Genomic DNA, 20571 nt, shown 5'->3' on the forward strand with positions numbered 1-20571 from the left:
TAGGAGATTTAAAAATTAGTTGGTAGCCTTTTGGGTTTGTGTAATTGTAACTCCAGAGCTTTGAGTTTGACCTGTAAACACAGCACCAGATGATTGTGTTTGAGATGTGTTCGTAGCTGACCCTTGAGTTTGAATGATATTGCTTCCATTAGCAGTTGCACTTTGAGTTGTACCTACAGTTGAGTCTTGCCCTTGACCGATGAAACCTCCTACTGCCGTGGATGATTGAGAACCAACGTTATTAGAATTTTGTTTTTGAGTGATGTTGCTTCCAGTTCCAGTTGCACTTTGAGTTGTGCCTGCCGTTGAACCTTGCCCTTGAAGAATGAAACCTCCTACTGAATTCGATGATTGAGAACCAGTGTTAGTAGAACCCTGAGTTTGCGTTACTCCCGTTCCGCCTGCAGTTGCACTTTGAGTTGTACCTGCAGTTGAGCCTTGCACTTGACCGATGGCAAATCCAGTTGCATCGGATGATTGAGAGCCATTCTTAGCTGAGTTTTGTGTTTGAGATAAGTCGCCTCCAACTGCATTAGCATCTTGGTTTGCAGCTGCAGCTGACCCTTGAGTTTGCGTAATTGCCACACCAGAAAATCCGCCTACACCAGATGCGCTTTGATTTTGAGCTGAACTATTGTTAGAGTTTTGAGCCTGACCAATAGCAACACCAGTAGCTCCTTGATTTTGAGTTGTAGCAGCTGATCCATTTTGGGTTTGAGTGCCCCCTGGAAGACCGAAGAAACCGCTAAGTGTTCCTGCATTTTGCGTTTGTTGAGATGTCGTGCCAGCTGTTTGGCCTTGTTGTGAAACTCCATCAACAACAGCAGTTTGTCCTTGGTTAACATTTCCACCAAAAGTTTGCCCTTGATTTGTTGCACTTGCGGATCCGCCTGTCTGAGCTTGCCCTACTGTGCCTGTATTTCCTTGTCCCTGTACAACCAATTCACTAAACAAGCTGCTTTGTGTGCTTGTTGTATTAAAGCCAGCTGATTGAGTTTGTGTGGGGTCGGCTGCAAAAACTGAACTTGCACCGAGAACCATAGAAGCTGCTACTACCGTCGTTAAAACAATTTTCTTTTTCATTTAAACAATCCCTCCAAATTCGTTTTTAAGAACCACAAACACAGTATACAACGAACGTAGCGAAAATTTAAAGGCGGGAAATTAGCTTATAACGAACGAAAATAGCCAATTTAACGACTTAAATGTTCTTTTAAATGAATTTTCTAACGTTTTCTATTGTTTTATAGCTTTATAAAGAACGAAATGTTCATTATATTGAACGAACGGAAGATGCTGTTTTTTTAAATTTCCGCTCTCACCAATCGTGTAAATCCACACGAGCTTCTACTTACTCAATTCCAGCCCAAAACGCACAAAAAAACAGCTAACCGCTTAATCGGTTAGCTGTGTATCCTTTATTGCAGGGTAAAAGAAATTGTATCCGTACCCGCGGTATACCCGCTTTTGCTTGCAGTGGCTTTCACATAGTAGGTTCCCTTAGCGCTTGTAGCATCTGTTCCCAGGCTGAATACTGTTTCACCTGTCGCATCTGTTACCGCTGTGCCGGTGTATACCGCACCAGTTGGTGTGGTGATGGTTACCTTAGCACTTGCTGCGTTTAACGGAAGGAGCCCTGGACCCTGAGCTTTCACATACATATCTACTTCATTGCCTGCAACATACGTATGTTGATTCGTTAACACAGAAGTCGATATGGTTGTACCGGTCTGCGCGGGTACCGATCCATACGGGGCTTTAATCAAACCAAAACCATAGAATGTATCTCTTCCCGGTGTCCCTAGATCGGTTGCTGTTTGCTGGAGCTTAGTCCGCAAGCTTGTAGCGGAAAGAGTAGGATTCGCCTGCTTCAATAAAGCCAGGTCCCCAGCTACGAAAGGCGTGGCCATCGACGTACCATTTAAAGGAGCATAGCTGTTATTTAAATATGTGCTCAGAACATTCACGCCTGGTGCCGCCACTTCGACTTTGCTGCCAGTTGCCGAAAAAGAAGCACGCTGGTTGTTTGAGTCAACGGCTGCTACCGCTATCGCGGAGTCATAACGCGCTGGATATTGGACCGTATCCCCGCTTCCGTCCGCTGTGCCGTTATTACCTGCGGCTGCTACCACAAGAATGTTATTGTTGTAGGCCTTGTCGATAACCTGGTGAAAGGCAAGCGAATCTGTTGAAGTTCCCAAGCTTAGGTTGATAATGTCCATATGGTTCGTAATAGACCAATCAATCCCTGATACAATATCCGATAAATAGCCCGAACCGGTGTTATCCATTACTTTTACTGCATAAACACTTGCATCCGGAGCCACTCCCGCTACACCAAGCGTATTTCGTTTAGCACCGATAATACCGGCAACATGTGTACCGTGACCGTTATCATCCGCATAAGAAGTTGTGTAGGACACAAACGAAGTACCGCCAGCCACCGTTAGGTCTTCATGAGCTGCGACACCAGTGTCGACAACCGCAACTTTAACTCCTTTACCTGTGTAGGCTGAGTTCCATGCATACGGAGCTGCCACTTTATCCATTCCCCAATCCGTTACCTGCCCATTCACGTGAACGATCTGATCCGGTTCCACATCCGCGACATTGGGATTATGCAAGAGCCCTTGAATCGCCTCTTGCGGAACGGACACAGCCAGCGCCGGAATGGACGCGAATTGATAATGAATATTTCCCTTTGCATTTGTAATTAAATTTTTATCTGCTTTATTTTTAAAATGTACGATATATCTTCCCATAGAAGAAGGCGCCGCTTCTGCATGAAAAGGAATCGTAGCCATAAACATTAGCAACACTAGAAAAAAAGAAAACCATTTTCTCACTATCTCATCTCTCCCCTATACAATCGCACAAGACAACCGACAAGCGAAATGAATCTTTTATTTTAGTTATAATCCCTCCTCTATCCCTACTAGTGTTATCGACAGATATGTAGGAAACCAATAGGCTTAACTTACATTTTTAACCCACTCCATCCGGCCTGTTTTTTCTAGATCAAAAGTAGAACGTCCAAAGAATCAAGATCACTTGCCATGGGACCGCATGCACCTTTCTTGTGAAGGTTTTCGTGCAATTTTTGCAAATACTATTTCTTTACTTGAGCAAATTATCCAAGATAGAATAGTAAATATATACAGTTAACTAGTGCTGCACTACTAAAATTATCCAATTTCTATAAAAACAAGGGGGATTTTTAATGAGTTTTAATGGTAAAGCCTTTGTCCCATTGGTATCTCTTGGTTTACTTTTTACCGGTGCTTCACCTGCTTTTGCTGCTATTGAAGTACACAAAGCCACAGAAATACAGCCATACACTGCTTCAGAGCTTCAGCCGTATCACTCAACAGAAGTTCCACTCTACCAATCAACGGAAATTCCAGTCCATAAAGCCCAGGAAGTTAAACCAACGCAACCACCCAGTAGCCAAAAGGGGCAGGCGAAAAAAGTCGATCCTTCCTCCTGTTATGGAACATTCAATCTCTACGTACCTGGTGCTGTCTCTACTACCGACGATTACGTTAATCATACAAGAACCACTACAATTTCACCCGGCAGTGGTAAATTAAAATCATGGCTAACCATTAATGCTAACGGAACGTATGTATGGAATAGTTCGTGGGATAAAAAAGTAATCAAAGGAAAATGGAAAAAAGGCGACGCTGATTATCCTGTAATCTTGCTCAATGCCCAAGAACATAAAAACTGGAAAATTGGAATAGACAAACGGAAAAACCAAGTTTATGTTTGGGATGGTTACACCTATTACATTGGAATTCCGAAGAAATAAAAAGCAAACCCACCGGCCTATGTTGGTGGGTTTTGTTTATCTTCCAATCCGTTGGCGAATTTACTTAGAAGTTACTTGCTATTCACCTCTCATCGAATAAAAGTCACTTTATTTCGTTTATTAAAATTATTTTGATCATTTTATTACCATGTGTTAAACTCAAATTGTTCTTTATAACGAATAAAATAAGGAGAAATGTTCATGAAAAAGAAAATTTGTGGATTAGTTTTGGGAGCTATGATAGCGAGTTTAGGGATCTCTTCTTCAGTCTTTGCTGATAATAACGTAGTTAAAGATAAGCAAATGCCGATAAGGGGTATACATCTAAATTATAACGGGGTGGATGTTCAAGATCCTTTAGCTTTTCAATTAAATAATCGAGCCTTTGGATCTGTAGATATTTTTGCTAATTATTACGGAGTAAAATATTCTTGGAACGCGGCAAAACATCAGTTGACTTTGAATAATACAGTGATATCGAACGTCTATGGTCTGTCAAATAATAGTCAAGGAACGCTAATAGCACCTATTGAAGCAATGGCTGCAGCTGTTGGTACAGATAACAATCAGAAACATTATGAAACTGGGTTTGATTCTGCCACGCAAACAGAAAATGTCGCGATTTTTCCAAAAGGTACCGTGCAGATTAGTCCGGCCGTCCCAAATATGGGTGAACACTGGGCAAAACTCGATGATATGCCATATGGGCCAATCTGGGGCGCTTATAAAGGAAAATTAGTATTTTTTGAATATATGTTCGCGAAAGATACGGAGCGAGATTTAGTGCTGGGTGGCAACCAGGGAGCGCCAACACCTAGCCGTATTGATCATGCGGAAGTAAATTGGAATCCCCACGGACACGCGGGTTATGAAGTGCCTCATTATGATGTCCACCTCTACTTCATCTCAAAGGATGAGCAAAGTAAAATAGTGCCTGACCCAGCAGCACAACCAGGCAACGCCCCAAGCATGACCACAAATGATTCAATGGATATCCAACTACCCATGAATATGCAGCACACCACCACAACTGATTCGATGGATATCCAACAACATACGAATATGCAGACAACAACCGTTCAGAAATAGAACCCAATCAGTTTAAATGAGCAACCATCCTATATCTAGGATGGCTGCTCTAATTTTCACTACTAAACACGTTTATCTGCCAACTTGTTACCTTTGCAATACTGCACTAAATCTAAGTAAAGTATTCATGCTTTACTTTGGGTCAAGCTTTGCAAGCATTAATGCGTACACCCCTTTGTCAATATGCCATAAAAAATATCCCTGTGGTAAGACCATAGCCAATGCGTTATATAATACCTTTCGTTGCGAGTTGACGTATTGTGATAATTTTTAATACCGAGATATAATTAACGCAACATGTGTTTTAAAAATTTAATCCCTGGTCTAAAATGGTGACCCATACGGATACTTCATTTTATAACTGAATCAATTTCATAACTCAAATCCTTTGAACCGTAAGGTTCAATGGGCATGAAAAAAAGGAGTACCTCCCCAAATCTCGAATAGAGTAGTTGCTCAGACAACTCAATGAGAAAGGTGGTCTCCTCATGTACTCTATTCGTCAAGGTCATTTGTTTTCCCTGCAAGATTTGTTAGATTTAGAACCCACCGAACGTTACACAGCGATTTTTGAAGGCATTAATATTATGCCACTGCTTAAAATCACGTCAAAGAACACATGTGAAGGTGCCCCTCAGTCGCTTAACTATCCAGCAATGGTTTATTCTATGCTGGCTCGTATTTTAGAAGGGATCCCAACCATAAAACTTCTTGTTCGCCGTTTAAAACAAGATGTTCTTTTCCTTCTGGATTGCGGTTTTTCCCTTTCCGATCGGGTGCCATCTGAATCTTCTTTCTCACGTTTGATTCGAAAAATTAAAACCTCAAACGTGTTGGCCGAGATGAACCATCAACTTCTTTCCCAAACGATGGAAGAAGGTTTTATTGATGGTAGCCATATTGCCATTGATGCTACGCATATAGAGGCCCGAGATCAAGCTCCACAAAAGGATGAAGTGGAAAAGAAACCCGATGTCAAAGAACCGAAAAAACGAGGCCGCAAAAAGAAAGAAGACTATGAAGCCTGGAAAAAAGAGCAGGAAGAAATCCAAAACAACCTGCCTATTTTTGAGCAGAAAATCGAAAAACAATTGGATTACACCTTCGATGAGCTTCAAAAACAAATGCCAAACGCTCCCAGGTGGGGAATTAAGAAGAACTCCGAAAATAAAAACGTTTTTTGGTATGGCTACAAACTTCACTTAGCTGTAGAAACGAAAAGTCAGTACATTTTAGGGCATTTGCTTTCTTCAGGAAACATGAACGATGCCAAAGCTGCGATTCCACTATTAAAAGGGATAGCTGAGCGTTTTCCTATTCTGAACATCACGAAAGTGATGGCAGACGCTGGTTATGATTACAACCCGATTTATGAGCAGGTTTATCGCATGAAAGCGGACGGTATCATTGCCTATAATAAGCGGAACGAAGCGCCACCTATCGGTGTCGATAAGTATTTTGCACCGACCTGTGTCCGCGAGTATTCCTACCGTTATGACAGCTATGATAAAAAATACGAAACACTAAAGTATACAAGACCGAAGGAATGTAAGGACTGCCCGCTCGTTCACGACACGCTATGTCAAAAGAGCATGAAAATCAAAAAAACAGCAGATTTGCGCCGGTATCCAGCTCCCGCTCGTGGAAGTAAGTCATGGAAAGAGCTTTATAAGGAACGTACTTCTGTAGAACGAGTGAACGCGTACTTGAAGGAATATTTTCAGCTGAACAATATCCGATATCGTTCTGGAGAATTAGCGAAAGTCCATGTTGATTTACTGTGCCTATTGTTTAATGCTTCTAAATTAGCTGTTGATCGTATCAACACCCAATTGAGCGTCAAAGCCGCTTAACAGAACGCGACCTCCGGTCGTTTTTTAAATGAATACAAAAATTCTGTAGGTATTGAGATTTTTAAAAAGCAATTATGAAATTGATTCAACTAATAATCGAAATGTGTAATTCTCAATAAAAAATTTAAATGATTAAAATTTGCTCACCCAAAATAGCATAAATTAAATACTTATAAAGGGAGAAAAATATGGATCAGAAAAAGATAAATATAAAAAAGTGTATTATTTCCCTCGTTTTATCTAGCTGTTTGGCAGTGCCATCCTATGTAACTGCATCACCTGTAAAGATTGATGGGGAAACTGTGTCTAACGATGCGATTCAGTACCATGGCAGAACAATGGTTCCGCTGCGTGGCGTTTTGGAGAAGATGAATATTCAAGTTAACTTTGACGAGCAGAAAAGAATGGCAATTGCTTCAAAGAACAACATAACCATACAACTTCCAATCGGGAGAAGCGTAGCGTACATTAACGGCGCTTTAAAAATGTTGGATACACCAACATTAATGGTTAATGGCAAGACATATGTTCCTTTGCGTTTCATAACCGAGACATTTGACAGTCAGGTAAAATATGATGCCAAAACAAAAACCGTCGATATTATGTCGAGCGTGGCGAAAAAGGTGGATTTACTAAATGAGTTAAAGGCTGTGAAATCAGAAGGTAAGAAGGAAGCACTTCAAGTACAGGATACAGCTTATCAAAATACCCTTTTCCTCGGACAAAACAAAATTGCACTTTGGAATCTAGACGGTAAATATAAGACCCTGACGGTTTATCTGGTATCTAAAGATGAACAAAGTTACAATCAGGGGGTAGAGATAATAGCCGAACCAGATACAAAGGAATTTAAAATCATTGGAGCGACATCTGGCATCCGTCCCCTGGAAGGGCTGAAGAAATTTACGTTTGATGTCACTGGTGTACACACACTGGAAATCCAAGGAGTTGGTACGTATTCGCGTATCATCAACCCTACCGTTCAGTAGCGCTTTCTAAAAATCGCTTCTGTTGAATTCTGAAAAACGGCGAAGAATTGATACATCCCCTCAACCTTCTTATTTGGAAAAATAAAAAGGAGCCATAATCGGCTCCGCAACGTTTTTACTATTATTTTCCTACCTTGTTACATGACGAGGAAAAAGAAATTCCTCATAGATATACTATCATACAAACCTGGTCTTAATTACAACATGCCCTTCTGCATCTATTTTCAAAGATATTAAAATTTGAGAACCGCTTTTATTTCTGGATACCCCTTTAGTAGGTTTTATATCCATCTTAATAGAGTAAATATAAGCAGGGGAACAATAAGCTTGTAAAAAAACTCTGGAGTTAATTAGTGAAGCCGATGCATACAGGTGAGCATCGGCTTCTTGTATAATGACTGATTCGTTTGTTTTCCTACTGTCCCTGATTATCAATCACAACTTTATCTCCATCAGATAAACCTGCCGCATTGTCGGTTACAACCCGTGTGCCTGGAGATATGCCAGCCGTAACAAGCGCCTGTGAGCCTTGTTGCTGTCCTACCGTTACAGCTTTGCGTTTAGCTATCCCATTCTCCACAGCAATCACATACATTTTGCCGCCTTCATTGACAATCGCGCTGCTTGGTACGATAATGCCCTGTTTGGCTGCCGGGTCAACCAACGTGACATCCGCAACCATACCCGCTTTCAAGATGTGGGTAGGATTCTGTACAGTTACCATTACCGGGTAACCTTTACCTTGGCTGTCAGATGGGCTGATATTCGTTACAGTTCCGGTTGCAACCGTGTTAAGTGCTACAGCCTTCACCTGTACTTTATCCCCTGTCTTAATGCCATTAATCTGGTTTGCCGGAATGTACACAAGCACCTTAACGGTATCGATATTGGTAATCACAAGCGGCGCCACTGGAGACTGTGGTGATACCATCTCTCCAGCCTGAATGTTCTTGGCACTAACAATTCCGTTAATTGGTGAGTATACAACCGTATCACCGAGTGCGTCCTGCGCAATTTTCAAGTTCACCTGAGCCGCATTTACATTAGACTGCATCGCTTCAATGCCTGCGTTGCTGCCGGCTACACCAATTCCGCTTTCCGCATTCTGGTAGCCGCTAGCAGCTGTGCTATAGCCGCTGCCCGCATTTTGCAAACTGTTCTGTGCGGTAACAAGCGCCTTCTTGGCTGCATCGAGTGCGACCTGCCAATTCTGACGGTTAATCATCGCCGTCTTCACAGCTGCCTGAGCATTGACGTAACCTGTCTGCGCCTGGTCAAGGGCTGACTGCGGAGCTGCCCCCGCATTGAATAGCGATTGAGCCCGGGTCAGCGCTGTTTGGGCATCTTTCTCCGCCTGCTGGGCTGTTTTCACTGCATTATCGAGCGTGCCAAGATTATGTGTCAGGGTGTCAACCGAGCTTTGCGCCTGATTGATAGCCGCCTGAGAGGAAATAATGCCGGTTTTCGCCTGCACCATACTACCCTGTGCTGCAGTTGCAGCTCCTTTGGCCTGCACAAGGCTGGCCTGCTGCTGGGTTTCTGCCCCCTGCACGCCTGCCACAGCTGACTGAACGGCTGCCTCGGCCTTGGCTACATTGTTGCGATAATCCTTATTATCAATTGTAAAAAGAGTCTGGCCGCTTTTTACTGATGTACCGACATCCACTGGCAGGGAGACAACTTTTCCGCCTATCTTAGGGAGGATGCGCACCTCATCAGAGGCCTGAATGGTTCCGGTATAAACCGGTCCCATGGTTATGGATCCGTTTGCCGCTATCGCTGTTGTGACCTGGGTAGGAATGTCCTGGGTCACTGCGGCGTTTGTACTGCACCCCGCAATAGCAGCCGTGCTTGCACATAAACTAAGAGCCAGCAAAAGAGATACTTTCCGCATGCTATTCTTTCCTTTCTTTCTTCAATATCATTGTTCCGCCGGTTTAGCCGGCGCTTTACGTTTCTTAAACAACAGGACAAGCGGTATGCAGATAAACACTGGAACGGCGGACAAAAGAAAGGTGTCCGCGATTCCACGGGAAAGGGCATCAAGCTGAATGAGCCCCATTAAGCTGCTCATGCCGCTGCTGCCGGGAAACACCTGGTTTAGCCCGATCGTCTCCTGGGTAATCGTATCTGAAATATGCTGCACATGCATCGCCGTCCGGTTCTGCATGATACTCGTAAGAACTGCAATTCCCATAGATGCGGCCACCTGGCGAATTAGGTTGGAGAGGGCAGAAGCATTCCCTACCTGACGCGGATCCACTGCATTCATGCCTGCGGTCGATAGTGGCATCATACACAGCCCAATGCCAATCCCCCGAATCATCAGCACGGTTTTGAGCCACGCTTGCGGCGTCTGAACGGTTAACGTATGGAGCTCATACGTCATCACGCTAAGAATCGTTAACCCAACAAGTCCCAGTGGAATTACGCCTATTTTATCAAACAGTTTCCCGGCAATCGGCATCATGATCGCCATTGCAATAGCCTGGGGCATCAAGAGTAGCCCCGTATCGATAGCAGACATTCCCTGAATGTTCTGCAGGTAAATCGGCGTCAAGAATACCCCGCCAAACAAACCAATCGTCACCAGGCTTGCGGACGCTACGCTTAACGAATAGGTAAAATTCTTAAGCAAAGACAGATTGAGAAGCGGGTCGGGCCGCCCTGTCTCTACCCATATCAGCAGCAAGGCTGCCATAAGCGAGATAAACATCAGAATGACAATCTCAAAAGAAGTCCATCCTTTAGATTGGCCTTGGCTCAGCGCATAAAGCAGGGTTCCCGCAGAAATGGCCGTTAGAATAAATCCCCAAGTGTCAAATTTCTTATCTTTAATAACCTCGGTTTCCTTAAGCAGGACGGCTGCCATAAGGATTGCGAATAACGAAACCGGAATGCTGACAATAAACAGCATCCGCCAGTTAAACCATTCAATCAAATAACCGCTCAGTGTTGGCCCTACTGCGGGTGCTACCATTGCCGAAATCCCCCACAGGCCAAGCGCCGTACCGATCTGTTCGCGCGGCATAACTTTGTAAATAATCGCCATACTTAGCGGCATGATGACACCACCGCCAAGCCCCTGGATGACCCGGAAGAAGATAAGCGTTATATCGCTCCAGGCAACTGCGCATAACAGCGATCCTACGGTAAATACAGAAATGGCTACAATAAAAAACCGTTTATAGCCGAGCCGGTCACCCATAAATCCGCTAATCGGGATAATAATACCGGATGCCAGCATGTAGCCGGTCAGAACCCACTGGATTTTGTCCTGTGTTGAACCAAATACATTCATCAGCTTCGGAATGGCTACGTTAATCAAGCTGTTGTTCAGTATCGCCACGAAAGCTCCAATGATGATGGCAATAAGTGCTAGCCATCTCTCACTGTTAGAACTTTCCGCGGCTGGAGGAGTCGTTGTAGCTTCCACTAGAGCATCCTCCTTTCTTATCGAATGTGAATCTTAATCTCTACGTTAGTACCTGGGATCAACTTAAGGTTTGCCGGGCGCTTAAGCGAGATCTCAATTGGAATGCGCTGCGTTACTTTGTTGAAATTGCCGCTTGTATTCACAGCTGGAACCAGCGAGAAGGTTGAGTTTGATGCATCCCCTATTTTTCTAACTTTACCGGTTAGCGTAAGTCCATTTTGCGTATCGATTGTAATATCCACCGGTTGCCCGAGTTGCAGGCTTCCAATGTACGTTTCTTCAATGTTCGCTGACACATACAAATTGTTCATATCCATCATCAATGCGACAGGCTGCCCTGGCGAACCAATTTCATTGACCTTGTTAAACACTTTAATAACCGTTCCTGTGATCGGGGCGCGAACGACAGCTTTCGGAACCATGCTAGGGTCCAGATTAGAAGTGTCCTGCTGGGCGATGGCTTCATTCTGCTGCACCTGATCGCCTTCATTGGCAAAAATATGGGTATAAGCACCTGCGATTTGCGGCATGACTTTATACTGGTCTCCGGTAATGCGCGCATCATCTGACTTCACATAATGCGTACTCTGGTACCAGAAATAATAACCGATAGCCGCTGCACCGATTATGAGAACTGCCAAGATTAAATATAGAACCGGTTTACGTTTCATGCTTCCTACTCTCCTCGTCTTTCTTCCAAACGTTTTATCTAAAAATAATTTGAAAGCGAAATATGTATCAAAAATTATTTCTGACTTTTTCGCTCACACAGCTTTTCTTTGAGATGGGTAGACAGCAAATCTAGAGAATGTAGAATTGCTTTTGTTTCCTCATCGGATATCCCTTCAAGAAACGAGTCAAAATAACTGTCTCCCAATACAGGCACAAGATTCTTAAGTTCTTTGGCTTTATCTGTCTGATACACCCAAACAATGCGTCGATCTTCTGTGTCGCGGACACGCTGTACATACCCTTCTGCTTCCAGTCTGTCGACGATTCCTGAAATGGTACTGCTGGATAGGTTAACCTGCTGTGCAATTTCCGAAATTTTGCGGCGCTCCTCTTTCAATGTCCGCAGAACCAACAGCTGAGGAACCGTAATGCCTACAGCTGAAAGCTCACATGCCAGAAGTTCAAAGATGTTATGGTTTATTTGCCGGATCAGCATGCGTATTTGTTTCGACGCCCCTTCCATGCCTCTCTCCTCTCTTTCAAATATATTAATTTGGATAAAAATAATTCGCCTGATAAATAATGGCATACGAGAAAATTATATCAGGTATTGGCAAATTGGCAATAGAAAATATATTATAATGTGCCTATAAATATGCTTAAAAAAACCATCGTTTATAGAATCACTCCTAAAAACGATGGTTTTGTATATAAAACTATTAAACTATAGATGTGTTTACAGCTTAGCTGCCGGATGACTGACTGCTGGAACTGCTTCCGCCTGAAGCAGCAGCCCAAGGTTTATTGTAGGCTGCAATCGCATTATCATGTGCGATATTAAGTTCATACAGCTTTTCCTGCAATTGTTCAACTTTCAAATTTGCAGCGACCATGTCAGCCTGCGTTCCCACACCAGCATCAAATTGAACTTTAGCAATTCGTGCCGCCTCTTCAAGAGCAGGAAGCTGTGCTTCCGCAGCCGTATATTGGTCCTCTAATTGTCGAATGTTGTAATAGAGTGAGCGGACTGCCCCAGCCATTTGGTCCTTTACATTTGCATATTCATTTACTGCGTTTGTAACATCTTTTTGAACCGCTTCATAAGGCGTTGTACTTGTATGATTGTTAAAGACATACAAATCCAAATTGAGTTTCTTTACATCAATGTTTTGCTGCGCATTCCATACTGTTGGACTATCTGAAAGTACACGACTTACATGACCTTCAAGATCAGATTCCTGTAATGGTTCAAACTTCGGCTGTTCGGCCAATTGTGGACGATCACCCGATTTATATCCCATCAATTGATTTAACGCCTGATAGGCACTGGAAAGCGCAGTTTCATCCACTGTTATTGTTTTAGTCGCAGCATTCATACTAGTTTCAGCGTTCACACTGTCAAAGTTGCTTGCCGTTCCCACACTATATTTAGCACGGGCAACATCATTTTGAACCTGGGCATTCTTGACTGCCAACTGATCCACACTTAATTTTGCCTGAGCTTGCAAAATTGCATTATATGCTTTTCTAACTGAATACACAACCCCATCCTGTTGAGCCGTGTATGTGCGTTTAGCCATTTGATAGCCAATTCCGGCCTGGATTGCACCTGAAAACACCGAATTACTCGCTACCGTAGACGTGGAATACGTAAAATTTCCACCTGGTTGAACTACTGGAACGACACCATTATATTTGACATTATCTGCAGCTTGATCTCTTACATCTGCAGCCCGGTCGATATTGGTTGCGGCCTCTTTTAATGAATAACTGTAACCTAATGCAGTATCAATGGCTTGCTGCAACGTTAATCCCTGCGGAGTTTTCTGCGTGCTCTGAGTTTGTGTGGATTGCACACCTGTTGATTGTGCAGGCACCGAATCCGCATATGCAGGGACGGCAGCAGGAATAAGAAGCATAGAAGTTAATAAAATACCACTTGTTTTTCTCATTTGCATACCTTCTTCTTTATAAAGGTTGGTATATGAACAAGCTTTCATATCCAGTTTTTAAAAAAGGACTCCCATTGGGAGTCCTTTAATTAAGTTATCAAAAATTACTTCGCAGCGTTGATAGTGATTTCACCAGTAGTAGTGTTCCACTGAATGTCTGCACCAAGTGCATTAGACAGGTAACGGATAGGAATCATTACACGGTTGTTAGTTGCTGCTTTATCGCGGTATACCGGTACAGGCATAGATACTTTAGTACCGTTAACAGTGAGGAACTTATCACCAACGCGAGCGGTAATCACAGTAGCACCTTTGAAAATTGTAGCTGTGTTAGTAGCATCATCCCAGATGATGTTGCTATCAGATACGTTTAAGGCATTAGCTGCAAAACGAACTGGAAGGAATGCACGATCCCATTTTACAAGTGGAGCTGCGTCCATTGTAGTTTCTTTTCCATCAATCGTAAATGTTTTGCTGTTAAGTTTAAATACGATGTTAGAGCTTGTAGAATCTGTTGGAGCTGGAGTAGCAATTTTTGCTGCTGTAAAAGAAGTAACTCCATCATAGTTTCCAAAGATAGATCCTGTTTCATTCAAGTCAGTACCGCCAACCTGAACATCAATGTTACCTACAGGAACTGTGCGGTCTGCAGTAATTGTCAAGCCAGATACCTTAATAGTGCTTGCTTTTGTGCTGCCAGATTTAACAGGAATTGTGATAACCCAACGACCATCATTCGGATTTGTTGAACGAGAGATAGAAGTTGTATCTAAGGATAAATCACCATCAGTAACAGAAACGCTAGTTGGTACTGTTGGAATTACACCTTGAGGGAAGATCAATTGAATGTTATTAGATTGACCGGAAGAGTAGTCGATTGCACCAGCACCGGCTTCTTTGATCGTAACATCAGGAATTGATTGTCCTTGAGTACCAATTGTAACATTTGAAGGGTCAGTAGCAAGTGTTGCTGACACAGGAGCGACAACTTTTGCTACTGTGAAGGAACCTGTAACACCTTCTGTTCCGCCCACGTTAACTTTAATGTCACCAGAAGCGCTTGGAGCAACATCGATGTTAGCGTTTTTCAACACTTGTTTAATGGCATTAGAACGGTTAGCATTTGAACCAATGACAAACTTAATCGTTTTTCTATCACTTCCTACAACGTAGGCTTGTGCTCCGTTGTTGCTACTGCTAGTGTTAATAACAGCAGAATTCGGATAAGATGATTGAGCATTGTCAGTTGTCAAATCCTTAACTGACAGTGCATCAGTAGAGGATACTTGACTCCATTTTGCATTCCCATCAAGTGTTAAAGTAATAGTACGTCCAGCAATCAGGCTGTTTGGAGCTGATTCTTCAATAGCGAACTCACCAACTTTAACAGCTTTAGCACCTGCGTATACAGATTTAGGGTCGCCAACAGCGTAAACTTTTGTTGAATAGTCACCGTATTTAGCAACTATCAAATCGGAGTTGGTCGTGCTAACATTTCCTTTGCCGGAAACCGCTACGTCAACATCGCCTTGTTTTGCCACCGTTTCATCGTTAACAACTACGCCGAGGTTTTCAAGCATCCAGTAGCCAGCTTGTTGAGTATTAGTTGTTCCGGTGTTCTTTACATATAATGTACGTCCGTCATCATCAATGCTGTAGCCAAGCTTTACTGTAGAAGGATTTCCTGCAAGATCTACTGCTTTAGGAGCCCCAGCAGTGTTGAAATCTTGAACCGTTGTGTTGCTTAATGCAGAAGCGGTACCATCACTATTAATAACAGCCCATTTAAATCCATCAGGCAACTTATACTTCATCTTGTCGCCACTATTAGTAGTTAAAATACCAGGGCGGTCTTCTTTGATACGGATGGAATCAATTGTAGATGTTCCACTAGTAATCGTTTTTACACTGTCAATCGATGTAGATACACTACCAGTTCCGATGTTAGCAACAGTAACGCTGCCACTATTGAATGCTCCACCAGATAAACCTTCAACACTTGCATTAACAGGGCCGTTAGATGCACCGTTAATTGCAATGTTGTTAAGATTAATGTAGAACACACCAACTGCTTTATTGTTTGTATTTGCAGCATCTAAAGCTGTTTTTGATGAAAAGTTGATTTTGATTTGATTGTTAGCAAGTACGTCTGCACTCATGCTGCTATAAGAGGTGGAAGTAAGGTAGTTATCACCCACACCTAAATCTAAACTTAAATGATTAGCATGATCAGCTGTTACGCCAGTTCCTACTAAATTCCCGCTAGCATCAAATGTATAGTGTTGAGCAGGTAGATGTAAATCATAATCACTAGGAAGTGTAACAATCAGGAAGTCCCCACTTGCAGCAGAAGATAATTCAGAACCATTAAATTGTACTTGTATTCTTCCGAGGTTTGCATTTGTTTGGCCATTGCTTACAGACAGTACGTTCGGAGTGCTGTAAGTTGCTGCAAAAGCAGATGCTGCTGGAACAGCCATAGATACAGCTAAAGCAGATGTTGCAAGAACTTTAAGCGTTTTGTTGCTTTTCAATGTCTTTTCCTCCTAAAATATAATTTTTGCGGTCGTTTCTTTTGTATAGAAGCAAAACTTCTCTACGCGATAACTTTCCGCATTAACTTCTGGTTGAGAGTGTTGTCTTACGCTTGTGCCTTGAGCCCCTCTCCTGGTATGTACCTGTCTCTCCCCTCGGTTTGGAGAGTTACTCTTTATCTCTATTTAGGTATATATCATTAAAGAGGGAAGATGCAGCAATTTTTTTGTTATTATTTGCTACATAGGCTAGTATACAAAGCATTACATAAGAAGTAAATACTAGATTTTGAAAAAATCGTTCAAACTTCCTTCTTTTGTACACCTTGCATACTATTAGACGTAAATCTTTTGAAAAGGTTGCACTGTGTTTAAAACTTTTTTGCAGACTTTCTCTCTGCACCCTGTATAACCCAGTGCATTTGATTTACACATATATAGACGACGTTTTTTGAAAAAGGTTGCGTGCTTCTAAAAAATTTTTTTAAAGGCTAAAGCTCCTCTTCATAACCCGTGTTAAGTTCCTTTATTAGAGAAACACTGACCCCGAAAAGAATCCAGAATATCAGTGAGGTTCCGTTAATAGAATCATTAAAGAGTCCCTGAATCAAATATGCACACCAGCCGGCAAACAGTGCAGCGAGTATTTTTTCTTTCTCATTCGTAATACGATAACGCAGAACCGAAAGGTATGCCCACATATGTCTGACCAATAGCCACAGAAAGGCCAACAGTGCAATAACTCCAGAACCAAAGGCAAGCCCAAGGTACATATTATGGGGCTTGTCAACAATCGTAGTGGCATCATGTAAATTCGATATCTTGTTAACATCGTTCTGAGGAAATTGATAAGCTAACGTATCCAACCCGTAGCCTAATAATGGCCTGTGCTTTATCAATTCAATTGTATTTTTCCATATATAAGTACGTCCAGTACCTGCAGACCAGCCAGGCTGCGGCAGATTAAAATCGTCTTGTGGCGACGTAGCATCCGCTGCATAAACTTTTGAGAGGGCAAATGGTGAAATCTCAGCGGCTAACTCGGAGGTTGAGACTACCTGGCTGGATGTAGGTGTACCGTCCGCCTTCTGGCCAGCAAAAAAACCAAATGTATTGGTCCAGACAGCGGGATTGTGTTGTTCCATCTGTATGTAGACACCACCATACAGGACTAATGCGACAAGAAGGGTTGCAAATGAGTGACCGGGTGTCATCCCCGCAATAATTAAGATGACGACTATCGGTAGTAATACAATAAATGTTAAAAAGCCACTTGTGGACAAAGAAGTTAACAATAACGCAAACGATAGTATGGACATTGCAAGTGCGATCGTTTTATGTAATAAAGAAGATTCAAATAATGATTTCACCAAGGTAAGAACCAGAAAGACGGAAGCAATTCCGCTTACATAGTTTGGATTGTTCAGTGTGCTATTAAAAGCCGACCCACCTTTAATTGCACTAGCTTTGATTTCCGGAGGAAGAATTAAGGACTGTATAAAGGAATACTTAAGCAGGTTAACACCATAAAAATACAACAACCCAAGTACAGTATTTATAATAATGACAGGGTACAGCGCGTAAAATAATGCCCTTAGTTTTTTTTCTGTGTACGCCACATTTGCCGCGATAAAGAACATCGCAAAATAGCAAAGATACGCGATAGTACCCTCATGCCGATTATACTGTCCGAATAAACCAAGCGATTTATACGGAGCCACAACAGCAGAACATGCTATAAGGAGAAACAACAGGGCCAACGGAAGATTCATATATCCTGCGGAAACTATATAGTCTTTTGCAAGTGTTTTATATAGAAAAAATCCGATGAGCAGCAGAGTCCCTATTACTAAAAAAATAAACTTATAGTAAGTAAACACATCTGCCTTCATTGCAGTCTGCAGTATTGGGTCTCCGATAACCGGGCTAACATGAGACACTATTGCAGTTCTCGTGATCAAGGGGATAATCAGTAACATTGCTATAAATATATTCGTGATATTTTTATCGACCGCTTTTTGCTGGTCAAGCATAAGCCTTTGATCGACGTTCAAATTCATTTTTGTCATTTTCTCACTCCTAGCTCTCTAATTCAATTTGGTACTATGATTTCTTTTTAAAAAATTGAGCAATTTCATTATTCAATGCCGGATCATTATTGATTTTTTTCGCTTGCACTGCATATGCTGTCGCTTTATCCACTTTACCTTCTCGTTTCAGCACTTCTGCATATTGGATAAGGTATCGAGCATCTTGAATAATAGCTGGACGTAACTCCCTCACCCGTCCATAATTATCATCCGCTTCCTTATACTTTCCCTGCATGTATAGACTCAGGCTATATTCCCATTGCAAAAGGTAACTATCAGGGTGAGTGTCAAGCAAGCTTTTATACAATTTTTCCGCTTCTCCAAACTTGTTTTGCTTCAACAAATTTTGCGCAGTTTGATGATCCTGTGAATCCTGGCTAAACTGCTGATTTTGATTTTGGCTCACTACGATGGTAATAACAATCAACACAATCGCGATACCAAGTAACGCGTAAACAACAAGGTTGCGTCTCTCCCCGGTCCATTCTTTACCCACGTCAATCTCCTCCGTTAAACATATAAGTAAGATTACAAACTAATATTATATAAAAAAGACTAGATTTTTGATGTCTAGCCCCTGATAACTATTACTTTTTATATTTTATATCAGTTAAATATCCATAATTAAAACTTTTTACAAGCTCTTCTCTTTGTTTTGCATCCTTTTTTGTAACACCTGCAGCCTGCTCTCCACGAAAAACAACAAAAAGGGTTTGCAACAAAATTTTAATATCCAGTCCAAAGGAATAGCCTCTTACATACATAAGGTCAAAGCGCAATTTATCCTCGGCTGTTGTGCTGTATTTTGCCATCACCTGAGCAAGACCTGTAATGCCTGGTTTCACAGACATCCGGTAAGAGTAGTCGGCCAGCGTTTTTTGGAATTGCTGGATAAAGAAAGAGCGCTCTGGCCTGGGCCCCACCAGACTCATGTCTCCCTTAAACACATTAAATAGCTGAGGAATTTCATCCAATCGCGTTGCCCTGATCCAACTGCCAAAACGGGTTATACGCGGGTCTTTACTTGTTGCGAGCACAGGGCCTGATATTTTTTCAGCATTATTTACCATACTTCTAAACTTATAGATTGTATAAGGAACACCATTTCTCCCCAGGCGTTCTTGTTTGAAAATCACAGGTCCAGGTGAGGTATACCGAACGCCCAATCCTACCAATAACATTACAGGACTCAGTAAAACCAGAAGCAACCCTGAAAAGACCAAATCAAAAATCCTTTTTGTAAATAACTGCGCAGGCGTTAACTTAGGTGGTTGAATTGACAATACAAGCAAATCATCAATCTGCTGTGACTCAGCTCCTAGAATAAATAACTCATAAAGTTCAGGCACTACCAATACTTCTTTGCCATATTTCGCACAAAAGCTGATGATTTCAGCTTTTTCTTGCCGATGAACATTTGCCCCTATAAGTACAACATCTGCGCTATCTATTCTACTTTTGCTAGTCTTCCAATCATTAAGCAAAATAAAATCCTTCACAATGAACCAACCTACAGCATGCCTGAGAAACTTTTCCACAAGATTAAGACCGTTTTCCAGTTCTGCATCGATAATCACTACTTGTCTTTTCCCATAAAATCTTTTGGCAAAATACCAAATCGATGTCCGGCTAATTGCAAACGCAAAAACTTGCACCGCAGCTGCTACAATTAATACGCTTCGTGGAAAAGCAAATCCACGATACCAGAAAGTAATTGCCATGGTGATGAGAGAAAGGCTTATAATTGAAAGGAAAATTGCTGACAGCAGGTGGGTTAAGCTTTTACGACGCCAGTTCGAATAGAGATCAAACATATAAAAAATGATAAAAGCAACAGCAGAAATCCAAGGAATCAGATGAATATAGGGGTCTAAATTATTCTGTGGAATAAGAGTACCAAAAAGTTTAACCTTAAAAGGAGCAGAGTTCTCTTCTTCGCTCCAGACGAATTTCACCCAAAATGAAACAATAAATCCTATATTCACTAAAAATATATCAAAAAGCGCCAGTATAACCTTATAAAAGCGCATGCGATAATCACCTGGCATGTGCTGATTCCCCCTGCCTGTTACTTGTTCGTTCTTAGTCCACCTACAATATTACTTTACCTTTGTAAAAATTTCATTAAATTCAAGCGAAAATTAT

15 protein-coding genes are annotated in these 20571 nt (G+C 42.0%); 4 read left to right on the forward strand and 11 right to left on the reverse strand.

From position 1 onward, the window contains the following. Positions 1–15: 15 nt before the first annotated feature. Together PP175_RS23770 and PP175_RS23775 are read right to left on the reverse strand one after the other, a co-directional pair. On the reverse strand, positions 16–1083 hold the full coding sequence (locus tag PP175_RS23770; RefSeq protein WP_272440665.1) for a serine-rich family protein: 1068 nt from the start codon (positions 1081–1083) through the stop codon (positions 16–18). Positions 1084–1418: 335 nt separating this feature from the next. Further along, the gene (locus PP175_RS23775; protein WP_272440666.1) at positions 1419–2846 is read right to left on the reverse strand and encodes a S8 family peptidase; all 1428 of its coding nucleotides are present in this window, start codon (positions 2844–2846) and stop codon (positions 1419–1421) included. Positions 2847–3220: 374 nt separating this feature from the next. Between PP175_RS23775 and PP175_RS23780 the strand changes: the two genes are divergently transcribed. The 4 genes from PP175_RS23780 (at position 3221) to PP175_RS23795 (ending at position 7742) form a co-directional block, all read left to right on the forward strand. Continuing rightward, a complete protein-coding gene (locus PP175_RS23780; RefSeq protein ID WP_272440667.1) occupies positions 3221–3811 on the forward strand; it encodes a hypothetical protein in 591 nt (196 codons plus the stop codon). A 201-nt stretch (positions 3812–4012) separates the two neighbouring features. After that, a complete protein-coding gene (locus tag PP175_RS23785; protein WP_272440668.1) occupies positions 4013–4900 on the forward strand; it encodes a hypothetical protein in 888 nt (295 codons plus the stop codon). Positions 4901–5388: 488 nt separating this feature from the next. Then, entirely contained in the window at positions 5389–6753 is a 1365-nt protein-coding gene (locus tag PP175_RS23790) for a transposase (RefSeq protein ID WP_272438915.1), read from the forward strand. A 188-nt stretch (positions 6754–6941) separates the two neighbouring features. Continuing rightward, complete coding sequence (locus tag PP175_RS23795; protein ID WP_272440669.1) at positions 6942–7742, forward strand: copper amine oxidase N-terminal domain-containing protein; 801 nt, start codon at positions 6942–6944, stop codon at positions 7740–7742. Positions 7743–8157: 415 nt separating this feature from the next. Here PP175_RS23795 and PP175_RS23800 read toward each other — a convergent pair whose 3' ends face one another. The 9 genes from PP175_RS23800 to PP175_RS23840 form a co-directional block, all read right to left on the reverse strand. Continuing rightward, positions 8158–9636 (reverse strand): efflux RND transporter periplasmic adaptor subunit, encoded by a 1479-nt coding sequence (locus PP175_RS23800; RefSeq protein WP_272440670.1) that lies wholly within the window; start codon positions 9634–9636, stop codon positions 8158–8160. A gap of 27 nt (positions 9637–9663) precedes the next feature. Beyond that, positions 9664–11178: a DHA2 family efflux MFS transporter permease subunit gene (locus tag PP175_RS23805; protein ID WP_272440671.1), complete on the reverse strand. Its 1515-nt coding sequence runs from the start codon at positions 11176–11178 to the stop codon at positions 9664–9666. Between the two features lie 17 nt (positions 11179–11195). Continuing rightward, positions 11196–11849 (reverse strand): HlyD family secretion protein, encoded by a 654-nt coding sequence (locus tag PP175_RS23810; protein WP_272440672.1) that lies wholly within the window; start codon positions 11847–11849, stop codon positions 11196–11198. A gap of 74 nt (positions 11850–11923) precedes the next feature. Continuing rightward, entirely contained in the window at positions 11924–12373 is a 450-nt protein-coding gene (locus tag PP175_RS23815; protein WP_272440673.1) for a MarR family winged helix-turn-helix transcriptional regulator, read from the reverse strand. A gap of 220 nt (positions 12374–12593) precedes the next feature. Further along, positions 12594–13802 carry a TolC family protein gene (locus PP175_RS23820; RefSeq protein ID WP_272440674.1) on the reverse strand — a complete coding sequence of 403 codons (1209 nt, stop codon included), beginning with the start codon at positions 13800–13802 and terminating at the stop codon, positions 12594–12596. Between the two features lie 104 nt (positions 13803–13906). Continuing rightward, entirely contained in the window at positions 13907–16336 is a 2430-nt protein-coding gene (locus tag PP175_RS23825; protein ID WP_272440675.1) for a copper amine oxidase N-terminal domain-containing protein, read from the reverse strand. Between the two features lie 491 nt (positions 16337–16827). After that, positions 16828–18405, reverse strand: coding sequence for an O-antigen ligase family protein (locus PP175_RS23830; RefSeq protein WP_272440676.1), 1578 nt, complete (start codon positions 18403–18405; stop codon positions 16828–16830). Between the two features lie 34 nt (positions 18406–18439). Then, positions 18440–18922, reverse strand: coding sequence for a hypothetical protein (locus PP175_RS23835; protein WP_272440677.1), 483 nt, complete (start codon positions 18920–18922; stop codon positions 18440–18442). Between the two features lie 91 nt (positions 18923–19013). Next, entirely contained in the window at positions 19014–20474 is a 1461-nt protein-coding gene (locus tag PP175_RS23840; RefSeq protein ID WP_272440678.1) for a sugar transferase, read from the reverse strand. Positions 20475–20571 lie beyond the last annotated feature (97 nt).

Origin of the sequence: Aneurinibacillus sp. Ricciae_BoGa-3 (genome assembly GCF_028421645.1) — a bacterium.
GTDB lineage: Bacteria > Bacillota > Bacilli > Aneurinibacillales > Aneurinibacillaceae > Aneurinibacillus_B.

Bases quoted from the DNA above. Each gene is read 5' to 3' on its own strand.
- PP175_RS23770 (WP_272440665.1), bottom strand. From the start codon at position 1,083: ATGAAAAAGAAAATTGTTTTAACGACGGTAGTAGCAGCTTCTATGGTT.
- PP175_RS23780 (WP_272440667.1), top strand. From the start codon at position 3,221: ATGAGTTTTAATGGTAAAGCCTTTGTCCCATTGGTATCTCTTGGTTTA.
- PP175_RS23785 (WP_272440668.1), top strand. From the start codon at position 4,013: ATGAAAAAGAAAATTTGTGGATTAGTTTTGGGAGCTATGATAGCGAGT.
- PP175_RS23790 (WP_272438915.1), top strand. From the start codon at position 5,389: ATGTACTCTATTCGTCAAGGTCATTTGTTTTCCCTGCAAGATTTGTTA.
- PP175_RS23795 (WP_272440669.1), top strand. From the start codon at position 6,942: ATGGATCAGAAAAAGATAAATATAAAAAAGTGTATTATTTCCCTCGTT.
- PP175_RS23800 (WP_272440670.1), bottom strand. From the start codon at position 9,636: ATGCGGAAAGTATCTCTTTTGCTGGCTCTTAGTTTATGTGCAAGCACG.
- PP175_RS23810 (WP_272440672.1), bottom strand. From the start codon at position 11,849: ATGAAACGTAAACCGGTTCTATATTTAATCTTGGCAGTTCTCATAATC.
- PP175_RS23815 (WP_272440673.1), bottom strand. From the start codon at position 12,373: ATGGAAGGGGCGTCGAAACAAATACGCATGCTGATCCGGCAAATAAAC.
- PP175_RS23820 (WP_272440674.1), bottom strand. From the start codon at position 13,802: ATGAGAAAAACAAGTGGTATTTTATTAACTTCTATGCTTCTTATTCCT.
- PP175_RS23830 (WP_272440676.1), bottom strand. From the start codon at position 18,405: ATGACAAAAATGAATTTGAACGTCGATCAAAGGCTTATGCTTGACCAG.
- PP175_RS23840 (WP_272440678.1), bottom strand. From the start codon at position 20,474: ATGCCAGGTGATTATCGCATGCGCTTTTATAAGGTTATACTGGCGCTT.